We start from the raw sequence: 19903 nt of genomic DNA, 5'->3' as shown, positions 1-19903 counted from the left end.
GCGATCAGGCCAGGGCGGACTTGATCTCCTCGCCGGCGCTCTGGATCGTCGAGGTCGGGTCGGCCCCGCCGACGATGTTGGCGTAGGCCTTGCCCAGTGGGCCCCAGATGGCGGCCATCTCGGGGATGGAGGGCATCGGGTCGGCGTTGCTCGTGGCCAGCTCGGTGAAGGTGACCATGTCGGGGTCGGAGGCCTCGAGCGTGGTGACGAGGTCCTTCTGGACCGGGGGCAGGGGGTTGACGGCGTACATGGCCTCGGCGATCGTGGAGTCCTTGGCGACGTCGGCCACGAAGGTCTCGGCGAAGGCCTTGTTCTTGCCGCCGGCGGCCACGTAGAAGGCGTTGACGCCGGCGAAGGCGCGGGCCTCGCCCATGCCCTCGAAGCCGGGGATCTTCGTGACGCCGTAGTCGATGCCGGCAGCCTTGATGTCGGCCAGGGCCCACGGGCCGGACACGAGGTAGGGGGCCTTGCCCTCGGTGAACAGGGAGATGGCGTTCTTGTCGGAGATCGAGGTCTTGAGGACTCCCTGGCTGCCCAGCTCGCCGATCTTGCCGGCCGCCGCGACCGAGCCCTCGCCGCCGACGCCGATGTCGTCGGGGTTGAGGGAGCCGTCGGCGTTCTTGCCGAAGAGGTAGCCGCCTCCGGAGGTGTAGAGCGGCTGCATGTGGTAGGCGTCGCCCTTCTCACCCACGGGCAGGGAGAGGACAGCCTCGGTGCCCGCCGCCTGACCGGCGGCGGCAAGCTCCTCGATGGTGGCCGGCTCGGCCACGGTCGTCAGGGCCTTGTTCGTGTAGAGGGCCAGGGTCTCGACGCAGTAGGGCACGCCGTAGGTCTGGCCGTCGTAGGTGACCGCGTCGAGGGCGACCTGCTGGTAGTTCCCGGTGGCCGTCGAGTCGAGGGTGACCGGGGAGATCGAGCCGTTCTGGACGAGGTTGCCGATCCAGTCGTGGGCGGCCACGAGGATGTCCGGGCCGTTGCCGGCCTGGTTGGCGGAGATGAAGTTGGCCTGGAGCTCGCTGGCCACGGACTGGACGGCCACGGTGATGCCCTGCTCCTCGCCCCACTTCTGGGCGACGTCCTTGAGGGCGCCGGCCTTGACGTCGTCGGTCCAGATGACGAGGTCGGCGTCGGCGTCGCGCACGACGGCGCCGTCAGAGGCGGAGGCGGAGGCGTTCGCCGAGGAGCCGGAACCGGAGCCGGAGTCCGAGGACCCGCAGGCTGTGGCCGCGGCCAGGGTGGTGGCGATGGCAGTCATGGACAGGAACGACCGGCGGTTGAGAGTCACCGTGATTCTCCTTCGAATCGGATGGGCAGCTGACCCGTTGCACAAGAAATGTAACGCCTCCGTGCAAGACTTGCAAGCGGTTCTGCATAGTTGCACAAACGTGTCTCAGGTCATGAGGCGCTCGTGGGTCAGGGCTCCGCCGCCCCGGGGTGAGCTGCTCAGGCGACCGTGCTGGCGACGACCCACACCGTCGTCGTCGGCGGGACGACGAGGCGGCCACCCTCCTGGAAGAGCGCCGCCGAGGACAGCAGCACCTCGGCGTGCACGGGCAGGTCGATGGCCTGCTCGGTGGTGTTGACGAGCACGAGGATGTCGCGGGCCAGGAGCACGACGGCCTCCGGGGGGCACCACGTGAGCCCGCTGACGAAGGCGACCGGTGCTGTGGCCAGGTCGTGCTCACGGCGCATGCGCGCCGCGTGCCTGACGGTGGCCAGCGGGGAGCCGAACAGCGAGTCCTGCGTCGCCGAGCTGCGCATGATGACGGCCGCCAGGTCGAGGGGGTCGGAGGGCTTGTCCTGGTCGAGCAGGTCGATCTCGTCGCCCTGGCGCAGGTAGACCGCGCCGGGCAGGGCGAGCATGAGCGTGAGCAGCGCCATCGAGCGGCGGTGGCGCAGGTCGGCGTCGACCTCGAACCAGCGCCTGCCGTCGCCGGGGTCGTCTGCGCCGACGAGCCGGGAGCTCGGGAGGTGGCGCCAGACGGGGGCGGCGCCGAAACGGTCGTGCTCGGACAGCGAGCTCGTGATGTGCCGGGTCAGGGACTCCCGGTCCCACCGGGCCAGCATGAGGCGGTCGTCGCGTAGGTGGTGCAGCCAGTCGTCCTGGAGGTGGTGGCGCAGCGTCTCAGGGTAGTCGGCCGACACGTCGGCGCCGACGATGCCGTCGTCGACGTGCTCGGCGACCATCGCGTGCAGGATCGTGAAGTACTCGCTCAGCCGCTCGAGGTTCGTCTGGTCGGTGATGTCGGGCGGCACGATCGTGCCCAGGTCGATGCCGTCGGCCCCGGCGGCCAGGAAGGCGGCCGCGCGCTCGAGCAGCCCCTCTCCCTCGCGCTCCCGACCCACGACGATGGGGTTGTCGGGACGCACGTGCGCCCCGGTGACCGGGCCGATGGCGCCCGAGATGCGCACGACGACCCGCAGCCCCAGTCCGTGGGCGCGGTCGGCGAAGTCACGGAAGGAGTCGAGCCCGCCATCGGTCTCCAGGAGGGAGGGGCGCACGAGGACCACACCCGATCCCAGGGAGCGCACGTGCTCGAGCAGGCCGTAGAGGCCGTCGAGACCGTCGGCCCCGAGCTCGGGGGAGCCCAGCTCGTAGACCATGCCCTCGCGCCACCACTCGCGGGGGCCGTTGTAGACGCGGTGGACGAGCGTTGTCGTCGTCATCACGGCAAGGGGCTCCCTTCAGCCGGGCGGCGCCCGGCGCAGTCGGACGGCCAGCACGGGCATCGGCATGACCAGGGTCGCGCGTGTGTGGCGTGGCCCGCCATGACCTTCTGAACGTCGGTGCGTCCCTCATAATAACCCGTGCCATGGGATACCTTGGTCGCCATGTCCAAGCGTGAGACGGCGGCCTGGGCCACCGCGTCCGAGGACGCCGCCGGACTCGTGGGATACGGCGGCCACGACGTGTGCCGATTCGTCCCCGAGCCCGCCAAGAACCCCCAGCGCACGCCCTTTGAGCGTGACCGCGCGCGCATCCTGCACTCCTCGGCCCTGCGGCGCCTGGGGGCCAAGACCCAGGTCCTGGGGCCCTCGAGCGACGACTTCGTCCGCACCCGACTCACCCACTCCCTCGAGGTCGCCCAGGTCGGCCGGGCACTCGGCCAGGCCCTGGGCTGCGACCCCGACGTCGTCGACGCGGCCTGCCTGTCCCACGACCTGGGCCACCCTCCCTACGGGCACAACGGGGAGAAGGCCCTCGACGTCGTCGCGGCCTCGATCGGAGGCTTCGAGGGCAACGCCCAGACGCTGCGGATCCTCACCCGCCTCGAGCCCAAGACCCTCGATGCCCGGGGGCGTCCTGTTGGGGTCAACCTCACCCGGGCGGGCCTGGACGCCGTGGCCAAGTACCCCTGGGCCAGGGGGCAGGGGCCGGGCGGGCCCCAGGGGCCCAGCGCGCGCAAGTACTCCTGCTACGAGGAGGACCGTGAGGTCTTCGACTGGATGCGCCTGGGCGCCCCGGGTCACCGACGCTGCCTGGAGGCCCAGGTCATGGACTTCTCCGACGACGTGGCCTACTCGGTGCACGACGTCGAGGACGCCGTGGCCCTGGGACGTCTCGATCCTGCCCGCCTGGCCTCCGAGCGGGAGCTCGAGGCCGTCATCGAGGCGACCCTGGACTGGTACGGCACGGCCACGAGCGCCCAGGAGCTGGGCGCCGCCTGGGACCGCCTCATGACGCGCTCGACCTGGATCAGGTCCTACGACGGCTCACCCGCCGACGCCGCGAGGCTCAAGAACCTGACGAGCGAGCTCATCGGCCGGTTCGTCTCGGCCGTGGCCGGGGCCACCCGTGCCGCCTACGGGCAGGGACCGCTGACCCGCTACACCGCCGAGCTCGTCGTGCCGGCCCGGACCGCCGCCGAGATCCTCGTGCTCAAGGGCGCCGCCGTCCACTACGTCATGGCCCCCCGAGAGCACGAGCCGGTCTACCTGCGCCAGCGCACCGAGCTGTTCGACCTGGCCGACGCCCTGCTGTCCTCGGGTGATCGCCACCTCGAGCCGGTCTTCGCCTCCGCCTGGCGCCTGGCCGAGGACGAGGCGGGCCGCACCCGGGCGGTGGTCGACCAGCTCGCCTCCCTGACCGACACCTCCGCCCGCGCCTGGCACGCGCGCCTGTGCGGCCTGCTGTCCGAGATCTGACCCGACCCGGGCACCGGTGCCGCGGGCTGTGAGCGCCGGTGAGCGTCGGTGAGCCTCAGCAGTCCACAGGCCGGGGGCTGCGAGCCGGTCCCCGCCTCCGGCTCACCTAGGATGCCCCCATGGCGGGACTGATCAAGCGCGAGGACATCGACGCCGTGCGCGAGCGCGCCAGGATCGAGGACGTCGTCGGCGAGCACCTCACCCTCAAGCCCGCGGGCGTCGGGTCGATGAAGGGCCTGTGCCCCTTCCACGACGAGCGCACCCCCTCCTTCAACGTCCGGCCCCAGCTCGGGCTCTTCCACTGCTTCGGCTGCGGCGAGGGCGGGGACGTCATCGCCTTCGTCCAGAAGGTCAACCACCTGTCCTTCACCGAGGCCGTCGAGCACCTCGCCGCCCGGGTGGGAGTCCAGCTGCGCTACGAGGACGGCGGGTCGGTGGTGCGCCGCGCGGTCGAGCCGGGCACCCGCCAGCGCCTGCTCGAGGCCAACCGGGTGGCCGAGGCATGGTTCATCGAGCAGCTCTCGAGCCCCGGCGCGCGGGCGGGACGGCGCTTCCTGGCCGAGCGGGGCTTCGACAGGCAGGCAGCCGCCGACTTCTCGGTGGGCTACGCCCCCGCCGGCTGGGACAACCTCGCCAACGTCCTGAGGTCCTCGGGCTTCACCGAGCGCGAGCTCGTCGAGTCCGGGCTGTGCGGCCAGGGAGGAGCGGGCGGCAGCAGGATCTACGACCGCTTCCGCGACCGCCTCATGTGGCCGATCCGCGACGTGACCGGCGCGACCGTCGGCTTCGGCGGGCGCCGCCTGTCCGACGGCGACGCGACCGTCCCCAAGTACCTCAACACCCCCGAGACGGCTGTCTACCACAAGTCCCAGGTCCTCTACGGCCTCGACCTGGCCAAGTCCGAGATCGCCCGCAGCCACCGGATCGTCGTCGTCGAGGGCTACACCGACGTCATGGCCGCCCACCTGTCGGGCGTGCGCACCGCCGTGGCCACCTGCGGCACGGCCTTCGGCCCCGAGCACGTGAGGATCGTGCGGCGCCTGCTGGGCGACGTCGCCGACCCCTCGGCCGGCGTCATGGCCGGCAACCGGGCCCGCGGGGGAGAGGTGGTCTTCACCTTCGACGGCGACGCCGCCGGCCGGGCCGCCGCCCTGCGCGCCTACGGGGAGGACCAGCGCTTCGCCGCGCAGACCTTCGTGGCGGTCGACCCCCACGGGCTCGACCCCTGCGACCTGCGCATGGAGGAGGGGCCCGAGGGCATTCCCCGCCTCCTGGAGCGACGCCTGCCCCTGTTCGAGTTCGTCATCAGGACCTCGCTGTCCGACCTCGACCTCGACACCGCCGAGGGCAGGGTCCGCGGGCTGCGCGCCGCCGCCCCGGTCGTCGCAGGCATCCGTGACCGGGCCCTGCGGCGGGAGTACACCCGCCGCCTGGCCGGGTGGCTGGGCCTGCCCGAGGCCGAGGCCGTCGGTGCCGTGCGGGCCGCTGAGCGGCGCGGGCTGGTCCCGTACGGCGCCGACGGCCCCCCGCCGGTGGTGGAGACCGACAGCCCCAGACCCGGACTGCCCCGGACCGAGGACCCGGTGGCCAGGCTCGAGCGCCAGGCCCTCGAGCTCATCATCCAGCTCCCCGTGGTCGCCGTGGCCTCCGGCGCCGAGGACATCGGCGCCGACGCCTTCACCGTGCCCGTCCACCGCGCGGTCTTCGAGACCATCGAGGCGGCCGGAGGCGCCTCGGAGGTCCCCGGCCTCGTGGCCCGGGCCCAGGAGGCCGGGCTCGCGGCCGACCAGGCCCTGCACCGGGCGACGGTGCACTGGATCGAGCAGGTGCGAGCCGGGGCCATCGACGTGGTCGACGCCGCCATCACCGAGCTCGCGGTCAGCCCCATGCCCCTTCCGCCGGCGCGCGGCGGGCGCACGGGCGAGACCGACCCCGAGGACGTGCAGCGCTACGCCACCGGCGTCCTGTCGGCCCTGGCACGCACCGGCATCACGCGCACTCTGGCCGAGCTGCGCGCCCGCCAGCGGCGCATGAGCCCCGACGACCCCGCCTACCGGGACCTCTTCGAGGAGATCGTCGGCCTGGAGAACCGCCGTCAGCAGATCGCGCAGCGGGGCTGAGCGCGTGTCCACGGAGCTCGACCCCAGGCCCGCCCTCGTCCTGGTCAACCTCGGAACCCCCACCTCCCCGACGGCCCGGGACGTACGCCGTTTCCTGCGCGCCTTCCTGTCCGACCGGCGCGTGGTGGAGACCAGCCCGCTGCTGTGGCGCCCCGTGCTCGAGGGCGTCGTCCTGCGCGTGCGCCCCCGCGCCTCGGCCGCCAAGTACGCCACGGTGTGGAGGCCCGGGCACGAGCGCGAGCACGTCGGCTCCCCCCTCATGCACGCCTCGCTCGCCCAGGGCAGGCGGCTCCAGGAGGTCCTGGGTGAGGAGGTCCTCGTCGCCGTCGCCATGCGCTACGGGCCGCCGGCCCTGCGCCAGGTCGTGGCCGGGCTGCTTGAGGCCGGGTGCCGCAGGATCGCCGTGCTGCCCGTCTACCCGCAGTACGCAGCCTCCTGCCAGGCCTCGGTGGTCGACGAGGTCGCCCGCCTCCTGCTCTCGAGGCGGGACCAGCCCGAGCTGCGCACGGTGCGCTCCTTCCCGAGCGCACCGGCCTATATCGAGGCGCTGGCCCAGACCGTCGAGCGCCACTGGGAGGCGGTCGGGCGACCCGACCCGAGCGCGGGGGAGCGGCTCGTCCTGTCCTTCCACTCCATCCCCCAGGCGATGCACGACGCGGGGGACCCCTACCGCTCCGAGTGCCTGGCCACGGCCCGGGCCCTGGCCCGCAGGCTCGACCTGCCCGAGGGGCTCATGGTCGTGGCCTACCAGTCGGTGTTCGGGCCGGCACGGTGGATCGGACCGGCCACGATCGACGTCGTCTCCGAGCTGGGCCGACAGGGCTGCCCGCGCCTCGACGTCATCTGCCCCGGCTTCATGGCCGACTGCATCGAGACGCTCGAGGAGATCGACCAGCTCAACCGCGAGGCCTTCGTCGCCGCCGGCGGCGGAGCCTTCCACTACCTTGCCTGGGGCAACGACTCCGAGGGCGCGATCGCCACGCTGACCGAGCAGGCGCGCACGGTGCTGGCCGGGTGGACGGCGGTGTGACCCGGCGGGTGCGGACGGCGAGACCCGTCACACCCCTGTCACCATCCGCCGGTAAGGTACGGCATCCTAGTGCGGTCACGTCCTCCGGCGCCGTCGGAGGGTGAACCACGACACCAACCTGAGGAGTCATCGATGCACCTGCAGTGGTGGTCTGTCCTGCCCTTCGCCACGATGCTCGCCTGCATCGCCGTCCTGCCCCTGGTCCCCGCCGCGGCGCACCTGTGGGAGCGGCGCTCCAGCCAGCTGGCGATCTCGCTGGTCCTGGGACTGCCCGTCGCGGTGTGGATGTGGGTGGCCGGCGGCTGGCAGGTGGTCTTCCACACCGTCGTCGAGTACGGCCAGTTCATCTCGCTGCTCCTGGCGCTGTTCGTCGTCTCGGGGGGCATCTTCCTGGCCGGGGACATCGAGGCCAGCCCCCGCAACAACACCGTCTTCCTCGCGGTGGGCGCCGTCCTGGCCAGCTTCGTGGGCACGACCGGGGCCGCCATGCTCCTCATCCGGCCGCTGCTCAACACGAACAGGGAGCGGCGCTACCGGGTGCACACCGTGCTGTTCACGATCCTCATCGTGGCCAACTGCGGCGGGCTGCTCACACCGCTGGGAGACCCGCCGCTCTTCCTGGGGTTCCTGCGCGGAGTTCCCTTCACCTGGACCTTCAGCCTCCTGCCGGAGTGGCTGTTCGTCAACGCGATGCTCCTCATCAGCTACTTCGCGCTCGACACGTGGTTCTACTCCCAGGAGCCCGCCTCCGCGGTGCTTGAGGACCGCACCGAGATTCAGCCCCTGGGGCTGAGGGGAGCCTCCAACTTCGTGTGGTTCGCCGTCATCATCGCGGCCGTGGCCTTCGCGCCCTCGGTGGACGTCCACGCCATCGAGGAGGGGCACGCCGGGCTGCTCGACTGGATCCCGCTGCGCGAGATCATCATGCTCAGCGCGGCATGGGCCTCCTACAGGACGGGTGACAAGAGGGCCAGGTTCGAGGACAACCAGTTCGAGTGGGGTCCGATCGCCGAGGTCGCCACCCTGTTCATCGGCATCTTCCTCACGATGATCCCCGCCCTGCACTACCTCGATGAGATCGCCCCGCGCCTGCCCCTCAACGAGATCACGTTCTTCATCTTCACCGGCGGGCTGTCCTCGGTGCTCGACAACGCCCCGACCTACGTCACCTTCTTCGAGATGGCCGGGCAGCTCGACAACCCTGGTGGCGCCCTCGTGGCCGGGGTGCCGGAGGTCTACCTCGTGCCGATCTCGCTCGGTGCGGTGTTCTGCGGCGCCATCACCTACATCGGCAACGGCCCGAACTTCATGGTCAAGTCGGTCGCCGACGCCGCCGGGGTCCAGATGCCCACCTTCGGCGGCTACGTCGGCAAGACCTTCACCTACCTCGTCCCCGTGCTCGTGGCCATGGTTTGCCTGTTCATCGCCCAGCCGGTGTGGGCCAAGGCGATCGGCGCGGTGCTCACGCTCCTGCTCGTGGCCAACAACGCCAGGCTCATCGCCACGAGCCGGCGCTCGGCCCTGGCCGACCCCGAGCCCGTGCGGGACTGAGGCCTGGGACGCAGGGCCCGGGCCCCGCGCCGCACACGCCCCGGGCCCCGCGCGCTCGGCGGCGCGCGGGGCCCGGGGGCGTGTGCCCGGAGAGCCCGCTCGGGCTCTGAGGGGCTGAGCCTTCCGGCGTCTCAGGCGCTCGCGGAGGCCTCCTTGACCCACGCGATGAAGTTCTCCTCACCGCTGCCGGTCAGCTCCGCCATCGTGTGTCCCTGACCCCACACGGTTGCGAAGTCCACCGAGGTGCCGGCGGCCGCCAGGGCGAGGGCGAGGTTGATCTCCACGGTTGAGGCGGTGTCGCCCTGCTGGATGCCGGTGCGGATGCGCCAGCTCGGGGCGACCGACGAGGTGCCCGACCCCTGTGAGGAAGCGGCCAGGTAGTACATCGGGTCGTACATCTGCTGACGGGTCAGGACGTCGGTGCCCACCGAGTCGGTGGTCGTGAAGTCGGAGTCGTAGCCCGCCGAGCCGTAGTCATCCGACCAGTCGGTCAGGCCCGCGTACCGCGCCTCGCCGGAGGCGATGACGTCGCGAGAGATCTGGGAGAAGTGCGCGGTGGTCTCACCCACGCCCAGGACGAGGTTCTCGGTCTGGCCGCGGTCGACGCCGTCGAGGGCTCCGACGTCCTTGGACGGGCTCTTCTGACTGACGACGAAGGCCTCCAGGCCCGTGACCGTGGCCGTGTTGGTCGCCGCGTCGTAGGTCACCCACTGGGTGTCGGCGTTGAGGGAGGCGATGTACTCCTCGACGGTGTTGTAGGTCGTGGACTCGGTCGAGCTCGCGGTGCCCTGGTCGCTGGGGGCGGAGGCGTCGCTCGAGGAGTCGGTGGAGGAGTCGGAGGCGGCGTCGGGGGCCGAGCCGGTCGGCGGGGTCCCGCTGGGGGTGGACCCGGAGTCCGGACCACCCGAGGGCGGGGTGCCACCGGAGGCGCCGCCCATGCCCGCCATCTCGGTGGTGTCGGGGGTGTAGGGGAAGGTGGTGGCGGCCAGGAAGTCGTTGAGGGACTGCTCGATGACGCCGACGACGTGGTCGTAGTAGCTGCCGGCGAGGTAGACCCCGGAGCCGGACTCCTCGAGGGTCAGTGCGGTGCCTGAGGCGTCGGTCAGGCCCAGGGCGTTGAGGTGCTCGGCGTAGGCCGCTGCGAGGTCCTTGGAGTAGGCCTCGGTCCAGGTCCCGGAGGCGCGAGTGCCCTCGGTGGAGAACTGGCCCATGTTCCACTCGTAGGCGGCGTTGGCGGAGTCCAGGCTCGTGATCGGGCACCAGCACATGGCTCCGGCGATCGCGTCGGACAGGGCGGTCCCCTCGGCGTCTGTGGTCGCCGCGCCCAGGGCCTCGAGGTAGGGGGTGTAGAGCTCGGAGTCCCCCGAGGCGCCCATGACGGCGCTCTGGGCGCCACCGCCGGAGTGCCCGAAGACGTAGACCTGCTCGGGGTCTGCGGGCAGGGAGGCGGCGTTGTACCGCAGGTAGCGCACGGCCGCCTTGAGGTCCGTGACTCCCCACGGCGCGTTGCCCGCAGCGGCCTCGGTCGTCGAGTCCTTGCCCCGCAGACCGGCGTGGACGTAGACGAGGCCGGCCTCCATGTAGGCCGAGACGGTGTCGTAGCTGTACTCGCTGGGCGGCTGCTGGGCGGAGTAGCCCGGGGTGTTGACCGGCATGACGATCGGGGCGGTGGCTGCCGTGTAGTCCCCGACCGCACCGTCGGCGGCCACCTCGGCGGTGAAGGTGTCGTCCCCGTTGTCCGTGGCGCTCAGGTAGGCGCCCGGGACGTAGATCCCCAGGGTCTCAAAGCTCGTGTCCTGGGGGCTGGCCACGTAGGACAGCCCGATCTGGTAGTACACGTCGTTGTCGGAGTCATACGACCAGGAAGCCGGGTCCAGTGCCAACGAGGCCGAGGCCGTCCCCGTGCTCGAGGCGGTCGAGGAGCTCTCGTCCTGGGAGCCGCACGCGCTCAGCCCCACAGCCCCCAGGAGGGTGGCCACGGGAACGGCCGTGACCAGCGTCCGTCGTGAGATCGTCATTGCCGATGTCCTTTCGTGGATGGGCCTGCTGCCGAACACCATTGAAATCCGGAGTGGTGAGTGCGGGGTCAGCGGATGCTGTGCGCCCCCTGTGCTGTTCGTCGCGATCGTGCACGAGTCTGGTCCTGGTGGGTCATGACTCGCGAGATCGGGACTTATGGCACCGCGAGATCGGGACTTATGGCACCGCGAGATCGGGACTTATGGCACCTCGAGATCGGGGGAAGTGGTACGTCGCGGTCGGGGTCATGGGGGCGGGGGACCCGGGTCGGTCGGTGGAGAGCGCTGTCTCCGTGGCGTGCTGTCGGGTGGCTGCCGACGGGGATGGTGCGTCCGTGTCAGGTGGGGCCAGGTGCCGGGGGTGGTGCACACATCAACTATCTTCGCGACCCAGGTGGATTCCCGTGATTGAGCCAAAGAATGATCGTCTTGTACCAGGCGGAGACCCTCCCTGTGTGCATCGACCGGACCGTTGCACATCTCAGATGCCCACCACCGCCCCCACCACGAGGACCAGCCGAGAGAATCGGCGTCATTCCAACGATTCCCGACACGGACCCCCAACCACCACCCGCCTGTTATGTGCATCACATCGTCGTGGGGGTGCGGGCATCCCGCTCCGCGAGCCCGTGGCTGACCAGCACGCCCGAGGCTCCTGGACCACCACCCCGGGGCGTGCCGGCAGCCGGGCCCAGCGGCTGCCCGGCTCCCCCGAGATCAGGACGCACGACACCCAGCCTCCCAAGACGAGGCGCCAGCCCACGGCACCCGACGCGCGCCACCAGACACGTGCCAGATGCGGCGAACTCGAGGTGCCACTTCTCCCGATCTCGAGGTGTCATAAGTCCCGATCTCGAGGTGTCATTTGTCCCGATCTCGGGGTGTCATTAGTCCCGATCTCGGGGTGTCATTTGTCCCGATCTCGGGGTGTCATTAGTCCCGATCTCGGGGTGTCATTAGTCCCGATCTCGGCGGGGTCAGCGGGTGCCGGGCGCCGTGACGAAGTCGATGAGCTCCTCCATCCGCCCCAGGAGGCTGGGCTCGAGGTCCTTGTAGCTGCGCACCGAGGCCAGGATCCGCCGCCAGCCCCGGGCGACGTCGGCCTGGTCGGCGTGCGGCCACCCCAGGGCCTCCAGCGTCCCGTACTTGATGTCAGTGCCCCGCGGGACCTCGGGCCAGGCGCGCAGGCCCACTCGCTCGGGCTTGACGGCCTGCCAGACGTCGACGTACGGGTGCCCGAGCACGAGGACGTTGTCCCCTCCGGGCATGGACCGCACCCGCTGGGCGATTCTCGACTCCTTGGACCCGGCCACGAGGTGGTCGACCAGCACCCCGGCGCGGCGCTGGGGCGAGGGGGAGAACTCGGCCATGACCTCCTCGAGGTGGTCGACGCCGTCGAGCATGAGGACGACGACCCCCTCGTGCCGCAGGTCGTCGCCCCAGACCTTCTCAACGAGCTCGGCGTCGTGACGGCCCTCCACCCAGATCCGCGAGGCGCGTGCGACTTTGGCCCGGTCGTTGTCCACGGCGTAGGAGCCCGAGGCGGTCAGGCGCCTGCCGGCGGCCGACACCGGTCCTGAGGCCGGCCGGGGCGCCGGCTCGGGCGGGTCGAGGACGACGGGCCTGCCCTCCAGCCAGAACCCCGGTCCGAGCGGGAAGCCGCGACGCACCCCGGTGCGGTCCTCCAGGACGACGATGTGGCGCCCACCGGACTTCTCCACGGCCACCGCCGCTCCGACGAACCCGGTCTCGCGGTCCTCGACGACCATGCCCCGGGCCACGGGCACCCGCACCGACTCGGGTCGCACCGCGTGCGGTCCGACCCGGTGGGGGTCGGTCTCCAGGACGTCGGCGCCGTACCGGTCCGCCGCTCCCAGCGACCTTGGCGGGCGCTCGCGCGTCGTGGCGGGACCGGGAGTTGCGCGGCGCCCCTTCTCGGAGTGCTCCGGGGCCCGTGGGGCCCGGGATGCGCTGGCCGCGGCGCGCTCGCGCAGGGCCAGGCGGCGGGCGGCGGTCGATCCGGGCACCGGGCCCGGGGTGGGACGAGGGGGCGTGTTCACTCAGGGCACGGTAGGGGAAGGTCACGCACATGGGCGGTCTGACCCGCCGGGCCGCGGCGTAGGATGGCACTCGTGCCCGGGGAGTGCTAACCCGCCGCGGGCCGGGGACGGATGAGCGGCGCGAGGGCGCCGACGCAGGAAGGAGGGCCGCGATGGGCGACGACCGACGCCTCCAGGTCCTGTCGGCCATCGTCACCGACTACGTGCGCACCCGCGAGCCCGTGGGCTCCCGGGCCCTGGTCGAGCGCTACCGGCTCGGTGTGTCCCCCGCCACGATCCGCAACGACATGGCCGTCCTTGAGGACGAGGGCTACATCCACCAGCCCCACACGAGCGCGGGGCGGGTTCCCACCGAGAAGGGGTACCGTCGCTTCGTCGACGAGGTGGCGCGGGTCAAGCCCCTGTCGGCCCCCGAGCGTGAGGCCATCACGGCCCTGCTGTCGGGCGCGGTCGACCTCGACCAGGTGGTCGTGCGCACGGTGCGCGTCCTGGCGCAGCTGACCGGTCAGCTCGCCGTCGTGGAGTACCCCAGCCTGCGGCTGACCGCGTTGCGCCACGTCGAGCTCGTCGCCATGGGTCCCAGAAGGGTCCTTCTCGTCATCATCACCGACACCGGGCGCGTCGAGCAGCGCACCGTCACGATCCCTCGCGCCCCCGGCGGCGGGGAGACCACCGTCGACCCGGTGGCGCTCGAGGCGCTGCGCACCCGGCTCAACGCGGCCCTGGCCGGACGCCGCGCCGGTGAGGTCCTGCCGGTCCTCACCGCGCTGGCCGAGCAGGCCCCCGAGGCCGAGCGCCTCCTGCTCACCGCGGTGAGCGGCGAGCTCCTCGACGCCCTGCGCCCCGACGCTGAGGAGCGGCTCGTCGTGGCGGGAACCGCCAACCTGGCGCGCTCGACCCCCGACTTCTCGGCGATCGGCCCCCTCCTGGACGCCGTCGAAGAGCAGGTCGTCCTCCTGCGGCTGCTGGCGGACCTGGGCCGGGCCGGAGGCGACGAGTCGGGCATGCGTGTGTCCATCGGATCGGAGAACCGTGAGGACGCCCTGGCGGAGGCCTCGGTGGTCACCGCCTCCTACGGGCCGGGCACCGGGCAGGCCGTGGCCCACCTGGGCGTCATCGGCCCCACCCGCATGGACTACCCCGCCACGATGGCGGCCGTACGCGCCGTCGCCCTCTACCTGTCCCGTTTCCTGGCCGGACCCGAGGGCCAGGACGGCTGAGCGGTCGCCCGGACCACCACCACACCCACGACGAAGGAACAGCGAACTCCAGTGAGCGACTACTACGAGGTCCTGGGGGTCAGCCGCCAGGCATCGGCCCAGGAGATCAAGAAGGCCTACCACAAGAAGGCCCGCCAGCTGCACCCCGACGTGGCCGGTCCGGGTCACGAGGAGGAGTTCAAGGCGGTCACGGCCGCCTACGACGTGCTCTCCGACGCCGAGAAGCGTCGCATGTACGACCTGGGCGGGGAGGACGCGGTACGGGGCAACGGCTACGCCGGCGGCTTCGGCGGGGACTTCACCGACCTCGGCGGGATCTTCAACGCCTTCTTCGGCTCGGGTGCGGCCTCCCGTGGCCCGGCCTCGCGCTCACGCCGTGGCCAGGACTCGATCGTGGCCCTCGAGGTCGAGCTGGCTGACGTCGCCTTCGGCGCCACCAAGACGGTGACGGTCGACACCTACGTGACGTGCACGACCTGCCAGGGCACGTGCTGCGCCCCGGGGACCTCGCCGGTGACCTGCTCGGAGTGCAACGGGCAGGGGTCGGTCCAGCACATGCAGCGCTCCTTCCTGGGCAACGTCGTGACCTCCTCCCCGTGCCGGGCCTGCCAGGGCTTCGGGACGGTCATCGCCTCCCCGTGCCCCGACTGCGCGGGCGAGGGCCGCCAGCACGTGCGCGCCGACGTCGAGGTCAACGTCCCGGCCGGTGTGTCCACCGGGACCCGTATCCGCATGTCGGGCCGCGGTGCCGCAGGACCCGCGGGCGGTCCGAGCGGGGACCTGTACGTCGAGATCCACGAGCTTGCCGACGAGGCCCTCACCCGTGAGGGCGACGACCTCTACACCGAGCTGCGCGTGCCGATGACGGCAGCCGCCCTAGGCGCGAGCTTCCCGCTGACGACCCTGGACGGTGAGCGCACCGTCTCGGTCAAGGCGGGTAGCCAGGGCGGCGACGAGGTGGTCCTGTCGGGCCTGGGGGTGGGGCGCCTGCGCCGCCCGGGGCGCGGTGACCTCCACGTCCAGATCGTCGTCGAGACCCCCACCCGGCTCGACGACAGGCAGACGGCGCTGCTCCAGGAGCTGGCGGCCCTGCGCGGCGAGGACGGCTTCGCCCCCGCCAGGGAGGAGTCCCTGCTCGGCAGGCTCCGGGAGAAGTCCCGCTCCAAGCGTCGCTGAGCCCGGGCGGCTCCGGGCCGCCCGGTTCTTGTCCGGCAGCCCGGGGGTGCCAGCCGCCCCGGTGCCTGTCCGGTCGCCCGGGGGTGTCAGGCGGACGGGGCCGGGCGGGCTCCGAAGATCGCCTGGCCCACGCGCACGCAGGTCGACCCGGCCATGACCGCCTCCTCGAGGTCACCGCTCATGCCCATCGACAGCAGTCCGTCCCCGACGGTCCCGGCCTGCCTGCCGGCGTCGCGCAGCTCGCGCAGCAGGTCGAAGCAGGCGCGCACCCGTCCAGTGTCCTGGCTGCGGGCCGCCAGCGTCATGAGCCCGCGCACCCGCAGGGACTGGTAGGCGGGCAGGTGGGCGAGGAAGTCGGCGACCTGCTCGGGCGGCAGGCCGAACTTGGAGTCCTCCCCGGAGGTGTTGACCTGGACGTAGACGTCGAGGCCGCGCCCGGCGGCCTGGAGGCGCCGGTCGAGGGCCTGGGCCAGGCGCAGGGAGTCCAGCGACTGGACCTCGTGGGCCACGAGGGCGGCGTCGCGTGCCTTGTTGGTCTGGACGTGGCCGATGAGCACCCAGTGGATGCCCAGGTCGGCCAGGGCCTCGGCCTTGCCGCGGGCCTCCTGGACCTTGTTCTCGCCCATCTGCCTGACCCCGGCGGCGTGCGCGGCGCGCAGGCGCGCCGGGCTCACGGTCTTGGTCACCGCCAGCAGCCGGACGCCGGCGGGGTCGCGTCCGGCCGTTCGGGCCGCGGCCTCGATCCTGGCGCGCACCGCGGCCAGGCCCTCGGTGACGCGTCTGACCTCCTGGGGGTCGGGGGAGGGGGCGGGGGCCGGCAGGGCGCGGGAGGCGTCACTCATGGCCCCGGACGCTAGCACCGGGTCGGCCTCCTCCTCGTAGGCTGGGGGCGTGACCGCCCCAGTCTTCGTCATGACCCCCCAGACCCTCGAGCCTGCCGGCGCTGTGGCTCTGGCCGGCGTCGGGGACCTGCTCACCCTCGGTGGCCCCGAGGGCCGCCACGCCGTGTCGGTGCGGCGCCTGCGTGCCGGCGAGCGGGTCGACCTCGTCGACGGCGACGGCCTGCGCCTGGTGTGCGAGGTTCTCGACGCCGTGGCCCAGGGCCGCAAGGACCGCCTCGCGGTGCGGGTGGTCGAGCGCCTGGTCGAGCCCGCTGAGTCGCTGACCTTGGCCCTGGTCCAGGCCTTGGCCAAGGGTGACCGGGACTCCCAGGCGGTGGAGACCGCCACCGAGGTCGGGGCGGGACTCGTCCTGCCCTGGCAGGCCGAGCGCTGCGTGTCGGTGTGGAAGGGGCCTAAGGCGGCCAAGGGGCGCGATCGCTGGCAGGCCACGGCGCTCCAGGCCGCCAAGCAGGCGCGCCGGGCCCGCGTGCCGCGGGTCGCCGAGCCGATGGGCACCCCGGCGCTGGCCGACTGGACGCGTGAGGTCCGCCTCTGCGGCGGTCTGGTCCTCGTCCTGCACGAGGAGTCCGACCGCCCGATCGGCGATGTCCCCCTGCCCGAGCCCGACCGGTCGGGGGAGGGGCGGGCGCCGGTCCTGGCCGTCGTCGTGGGCCCCGAGGGCGGGATCTCCGAGGCCGAGACGGCGCTGCTCGAGGCCGCCGGCGCGGTGACGGTCCGCCTGGGTCCCCACGTCATGCGCACCTCCTCGGCCGGCCCGGTGGCCCTGGCGGTCCTGGCCCAGCGGGCCGGCCTGTGGGGCCAGGGCGCGTCCTGACCGGGACGGTGACCAGGGGCGATCGAGCCTGTCGGTGGGAGGTGGGACAATGTCCTACGCTTCCCCGCCCCGACGATGAAGAGGTCCTCCGTTGAGCAAAGAGACTGACCGCGCTGAGCTGCACCGCGCCATCTGGCAGGTCGCCAACGAGCTGAGAGGCTCGGTGGACGGGTGGGACTTCAAGGCCTACGTGCTGGGCTTCCTCTTCTACCGCTTCATCTCCGAGAACCTGACCGAGTACATCAACGCACTGGAGCACAAGGCGGGCTACGAGGACTTCGACTACCGGTTCCTGTCCCAGGACGCTGCCGAGGAGGCGCGGGAGGGCATCGTTAACGAGAAGGGCTTCTTCATCGCACCGGGGGACCTGTTCGTCAACGTGCGGGCCCGGGCTCCCCGGGACGAGAACCTCAACGAGACGCTGGAGAGGATCTTCAAGAACATCGAGGCCTCCGCCACCGGCACCGGCGCCGAGTCCGACCTCAAGGGGCTGTTCGACGACGTCGACGTCAACTCCACCAAGCTGGGGCGCACCGTTGCGCAGCGCAATGACAAGCTCGTGCGCATCCTCAACGCGATCGGTGACCTCAACCTGTCCTACGGCGAGTCCTCGATCGACACCTTCGGGGACGCCTACGAGTACCTCATGACGATGTACGCCTCGAGCGCAGGAAAGTCCGGCGGCGAGTTCTTCACCCCCCAGGAGGTCTCTGAGGTCCTCGCCCGCATCGCGGTCATGGGCAAGACGAGCGTCAACCGGGTGTACGACCCTGCCTGCGGGTCGGGGTCCCTGCTGCTCAAGCTCGCCACCGTGCTCGGCAAGGACAAGGTGCACGGCGGCTTCTTCGGCCAGGAGATCAACCTGACCACCTACAACCTGTGCCGGATCAACATGTTTCTGCACGACATCAACTTCGCCGACTTCAACATCGCCCACGGGGACACGCTCACCGATCCCGCTCACTGGGACGACGAGCCCTTCGAGGCGATCGTGTCCAACCCGCCCTACTCGACGAACTGGGTCGGCAAGGACGACCCCGCCCTCATCCACGACCCCAGGTTCTCGCCGGCGGGAGTCCTGGCTCCGAAGTCCAGGGCCGACCTCGCCTTCACGATGCACATGCTGTCCTGGCTGGCGGTCAACGGCACGGCGGCGATTGTCGAGTTCCCCGGGGTGCTCTACCGCGGGGGCGCCGAGGCGAGGATCCGGAAGTACCTCGTGGACAACAACTACGTCGACGCCGTCGTCCAGCTTCCGTCCGACCTGTTCTTCGGGACGACGATCGCCACGTGCGTGATCGTGCTCAAGAAGTCCAGGACGGACAGCTCCGTGCTGTTCGTGGACGCCTCGCGTCAGTTCGTGCGCTCCGGCAACAAGAACAAGCTCTCCCCGGCCAACCGGGAGATGATCCTCAGGACGATCGAGGAGCGTAAGGAGGTCGCGCACACGGCGGCGTTGGTGAGCCCGGAGCAGATCGAGGACAACGGCTACAACCTGTCGGTGTCCTCGTACGTGGAGGCCGAGGACACCCGTGAGGCGGTCGACATCCGGGCCCTCAACGCCGAGATCGAGCGGATCGTGGCACGCCAGGCCGCGCTGCGCGCGAGCATCGACGCCATCGTCGCCGACCTCGAGGGCGGTGCGAGGTGAGCCGCATCGACGACATGCTCCAGGAGATGTGTCCCGAGGGTGTTGAGTTCCGAGAAATAGGAGACTTCGCAACTCTAGTCCGTGGAAGCGGGATGCCGAGATCGTCATTCAGGGAGTCAGGTACGGGCTGCATTCATTACGGTCATATCTATACTCGGTACGGTGTTTATGCGTCTCGAACAGAAGGGTTCGTTGATTCAGAGTACGCGTCGAAGCTCACGTCTGTCTCTCCCGGAGATCTGGTGGTTGCCAACACGAGCGAGAATGTTGAGGATGTTGGTAAGGCTGTTGCTTGGTGTGGAGAAGTTGATGTAGTGACCGGCGGACATGCTACGGTGCTGAAGTCTGAGCAGAATGCCAAGTATCTCTCATACTACTTCCGCACCCACCACTTTTTTGCCGAGAAAATAAGGCGTGCTTGCGGCACAAAGGTGATCGAGCTTCCGTTGTCGGGGCTGTCTCGAATTAAGGTTCCTGTGCCTCCGCTTGCGATCCAGCACGAGGTCGTGAGAGTATTGGATCAATTCACTCAGCTGGAGGTGGAGCTGGAGGCGGAGCTGGAGGCGCGCCGGCGGCAATATAACTACTATCTTAATGGGCTGATGAGCCTTGACTCGTCGGTTTCGCGCATGAAGATTTCGGATGTATGTGCGGCTGTCTATTCAGGGGGTACGCCCAAGGTCACTGATCGTTCACTGTACGGGGGAAATATTCCGTGGCTGAGGACGCAGGAAGTTGATTATAGGCCGATATGGAGTACGCGTGAGTTCATCTCAGACGAGGGGTTCAGGTCGTCGTCCGCGAAGTGGGTTCCCGCCGACAGCGTGATCCTCGCCATCTCGGGGGCAGGGGCAACTCGTGGACGTGTTGCTATCAATAGGGTGCCGGTGACCACCAACCAGCACTGCTGTGCGATGGTTCCAGATCGCTCGCTCATCACCGCCGAGTACCTCTATTACTGGCTTGTGCGTGCGTATGACGACCTTCGGGGTCGGGGGCGAGGTCATCGATTGGACCTGACCTTGAAGATAGTCAAAGACTACGAGGTGCCCGTTCCATCCGTGCGGGAACAGTCTCGTATCCTCGAAGCCCTTGGTCAGTTTGACGCGCTGGTCAACGACCTCAGCTCGGGATTGCCTGCGGAGATCGAGGCCCGTCGTCAGCAGTATGAGTACTACCGGGACAGGCTTCTTGCCTTCCCGGAGAAGAGGTGAC

14 protein-coding genes are annotated in these 19903 nt (G+C 70.7%); 9 read left to right on the top strand and 5 right to left on the bottom strand.

Translation table 11 applies throughout. The features are described from left to right. Positions 1 to 4: 4 nt before the first annotated feature. Both EL245_RS03035 and EL245_RS03030 read right to left on the bottom strand, forming a co-directional pair. Positions 5 to 1285 carry a sugar ABC transporter substrate-binding protein gene (locus EL245_RS03035; RefSeq protein WP_126381807.1) on the bottom strand — a complete coding sequence of 427 codons (1281 nt, stop codon included), beginning with the start codon at positions 1283 to 1285 and terminating at the stop codon, positions 5 to 7. Between the two features lie 158 nt (positions 1286 to 1443). After that, positions 1444 to 2670, bottom strand: coding sequence for an alpha-amylase family protein (locus EL245_RS03030; protein ID WP_126381806.1), 1227 nt, complete (start codon positions 2668 to 2670; stop codon positions 1444 to 1446). A gap of 162 nt (positions 2671 to 2832) precedes the next feature. On the opposite strand from EL245_RS03030, the gene EL245_RS03025 reads away from it, so the two are divergent. The 4 genes from EL245_RS03025 (at position 2833) to EL245_RS03010 (ending at position 8847) form a co-directional block, all read left to right on the top strand. Continuing rightward, positions 2833 to 4146: a deoxyguanosinetriphosphate triphosphohydrolase gene (locus tag EL245_RS03025; protein WP_126381805.1), complete on the top strand. Its 1314-nt coding sequence runs from the start codon at positions 2833 to 2835 to the stop codon at positions 4144 to 4146. A gap of 119 nt (positions 4147 to 4265) precedes the next feature. Continuing rightward, positions 4266 to 6266, top strand: coding sequence for a DNA primase (gene dnaG / locus EL245_RS03020; protein WP_126381804.1), 2001 nt, complete (start codon positions 4266 to 4268; stop codon positions 6264 to 6266). A gap of 4 nt (positions 6267 to 6270) precedes the next feature. After that, entirely contained in the window at positions 6271 to 7296 is a 1026-nt protein-coding gene (gene hemH / locus EL245_RS03015; protein ID WP_126381803.1) for a ferrochelatase, read from the top strand. 132 nt (positions 7297 to 7428) lie between these two features. Next, positions 7429 to 8847: a sodium:proton antiporter gene (locus EL245_RS03010; RefSeq protein ID WP_126381802.1), complete on the top strand. Its 1419-nt coding sequence runs from the start codon at positions 7429 to 7431 to the stop codon at positions 8845 to 8847. Positions 8848 to 8978: 131 nt separating this feature from the next. On the opposite strand, the gene EL245_RS03005 is transcribed toward EL245_RS03010, so the two are convergent. Both EL245_RS03005 and EL245_RS03000 read right to left on the bottom strand, forming a co-directional pair. Then, the gene (locus tag EL245_RS03005) at positions 8979 to 10865 is read right to left on the bottom strand and encodes a subtype A tannase (protein ID WP_126381801.1); all 1887 of its coding nucleotides are present in this window, start codon (positions 10863 to 10865) and stop codon (positions 8979 to 8981) included. Positions 10866 to 11842: 977 nt separating this feature from the next. Next, positions 11843 to 12925 carry a DUF3097 domain-containing protein gene (locus EL245_RS03000; protein WP_232009847.1) on the bottom strand — a complete coding sequence of 361 codons (1083 nt, stop codon included), beginning with the start codon at positions 12923 to 12925 and terminating at the stop codon, positions 11843 to 11845. A gap of 152 nt (positions 12926 to 13077) precedes the next feature. Between EL245_RS03000 and hrcA the strand changes: the two genes are divergently transcribed. Together hrcA and dnaJ are read left to right on the top strand one after the other, a co-directional pair. Further along, entirely contained in the window at positions 13078 to 14145 is a 1068-nt protein-coding gene (gene hrcA, locus EL245_RS02995) for a heat-inducible transcriptional repressor HrcA (protein WP_126381800.1), read from the top strand. 51 nt (positions 14146 to 14196) lie between these two features. Next, positions 14197 to 15321 carry a molecular chaperone DnaJ gene (gene dnaJ / locus EL245_RS02990; protein WP_126381799.1) on the top strand — a complete coding sequence of 375 codons (1125 nt, stop codon included), beginning with the start codon at positions 14197 to 14199 and terminating at the stop codon, positions 15319 to 15321. Positions 15322 to 15407: 86 nt separating this feature from the next. Here dnaJ and EL245_RS02985 read toward each other — a convergent pair whose 3' ends face one another. Then, positions 15408 to 16163, bottom strand: a complete 756-nt coding sequence (locus EL245_RS02985; RefSeq protein ID WP_126381798.1) for a YggS family pyridoxal phosphate-dependent enzyme — start codon at positions 16161 to 16163, stop codon at positions 15408 to 15410. Between the two features lie 49 nt (positions 16164 to 16212). On the opposite strand from EL245_RS02985, the gene EL245_RS02980 reads away from it, so the two are divergent. The 3 genes from EL245_RS02980 (at position 16213) to EL245_RS02970 (ending at position 19902) form a co-directional block, all read left to right on the top strand. Beyond that, positions 16213 to 17037 (top strand): 16S rRNA (uracil(1498)-N(3))-methyltransferase, encoded by an 825-nt coding sequence (locus EL245_RS02980; protein ID WP_126381797.1) that lies wholly within the window; start codon positions 16213 to 16215, stop codon positions 17035 to 17037. Positions 17038 to 17128: 91 nt separating this feature from the next. Then, on the top strand, positions 17129 to 18688 hold the full coding sequence (locus EL245_RS02975; RefSeq protein ID WP_126381796.1) for a type I restriction-modification system subunit M: 1560 nt from the start codon (positions 17129 to 17131) through the stop codon (positions 18686 to 18688). Continuing rightward, a complete protein-coding gene (locus tag EL245_RS02970; RefSeq protein WP_126381795.1) occupies positions 18685 to 19902 on the top strand; it encodes a restriction endonuclease subunit S in 1218 nt (405 codons plus the stop codon). The genes EL245_RS02975 and EL245_RS02970 overlap by 4 nt, the downstream gene beginning before the upstream one ends. The last annotated feature ends 1 nt before the right edge of the window (position 19903 follow it).

Source organism: Actinomyces howellii (assembly GCF_900637165.1).
Taxonomy (GTDB): Bacteria; Actinomycetota; Actinomycetes; order Actinomycetales; family Actinomycetaceae; genus Actinomyces; species Actinomyces howellii.
Note: the sequence above shows the minus strand (reverse complement) of the source record. Positions and strands in the feature narration are given on the sequence as shown.

Coding starts and splice junctions, on each gene's coding strand:
- EL245_RS03010 (WP_126381802.1), top strand. CDS start 7,429: ATGCACCTGCAGTGGTGGTCTGTCCTGCCCTTCGCCACGATGCTCGCC.
- EL245_RS03025 (WP_126381805.1), top strand. CDS start 2,833: ATGTCCAAGCGTGAGACGGCGGCCTGGGCCACCGCGTCCGAGGACGCC.
- EL245_RS03005 (WP_126381801.1), bottom strand. CDS start 10,865: ATGACGATCTCACGACGGACGCTGGTCACGGCCGTTCCCGTGGCCACC.
- dnaG (WP_126381804.1), top strand. CDS start 4,266: ATGGCGGGACTGATCAAGCGCGAGGACATCGACGCCGTGCGCGAGCGC.
- hrcA (WP_126381800.1), top strand. CDS start 13,078: ATGGGCGACGACCGACGCCTCCAGGTCCTGTCGGCCATCGTCACCGAC.
- EL245_RS02985 (WP_126381798.1), bottom strand. CDS start 16,163: ATGAGTGACGCCTCCCGCGCCCTGCCGGCCCCCGCCCCCTCCCCCGAC.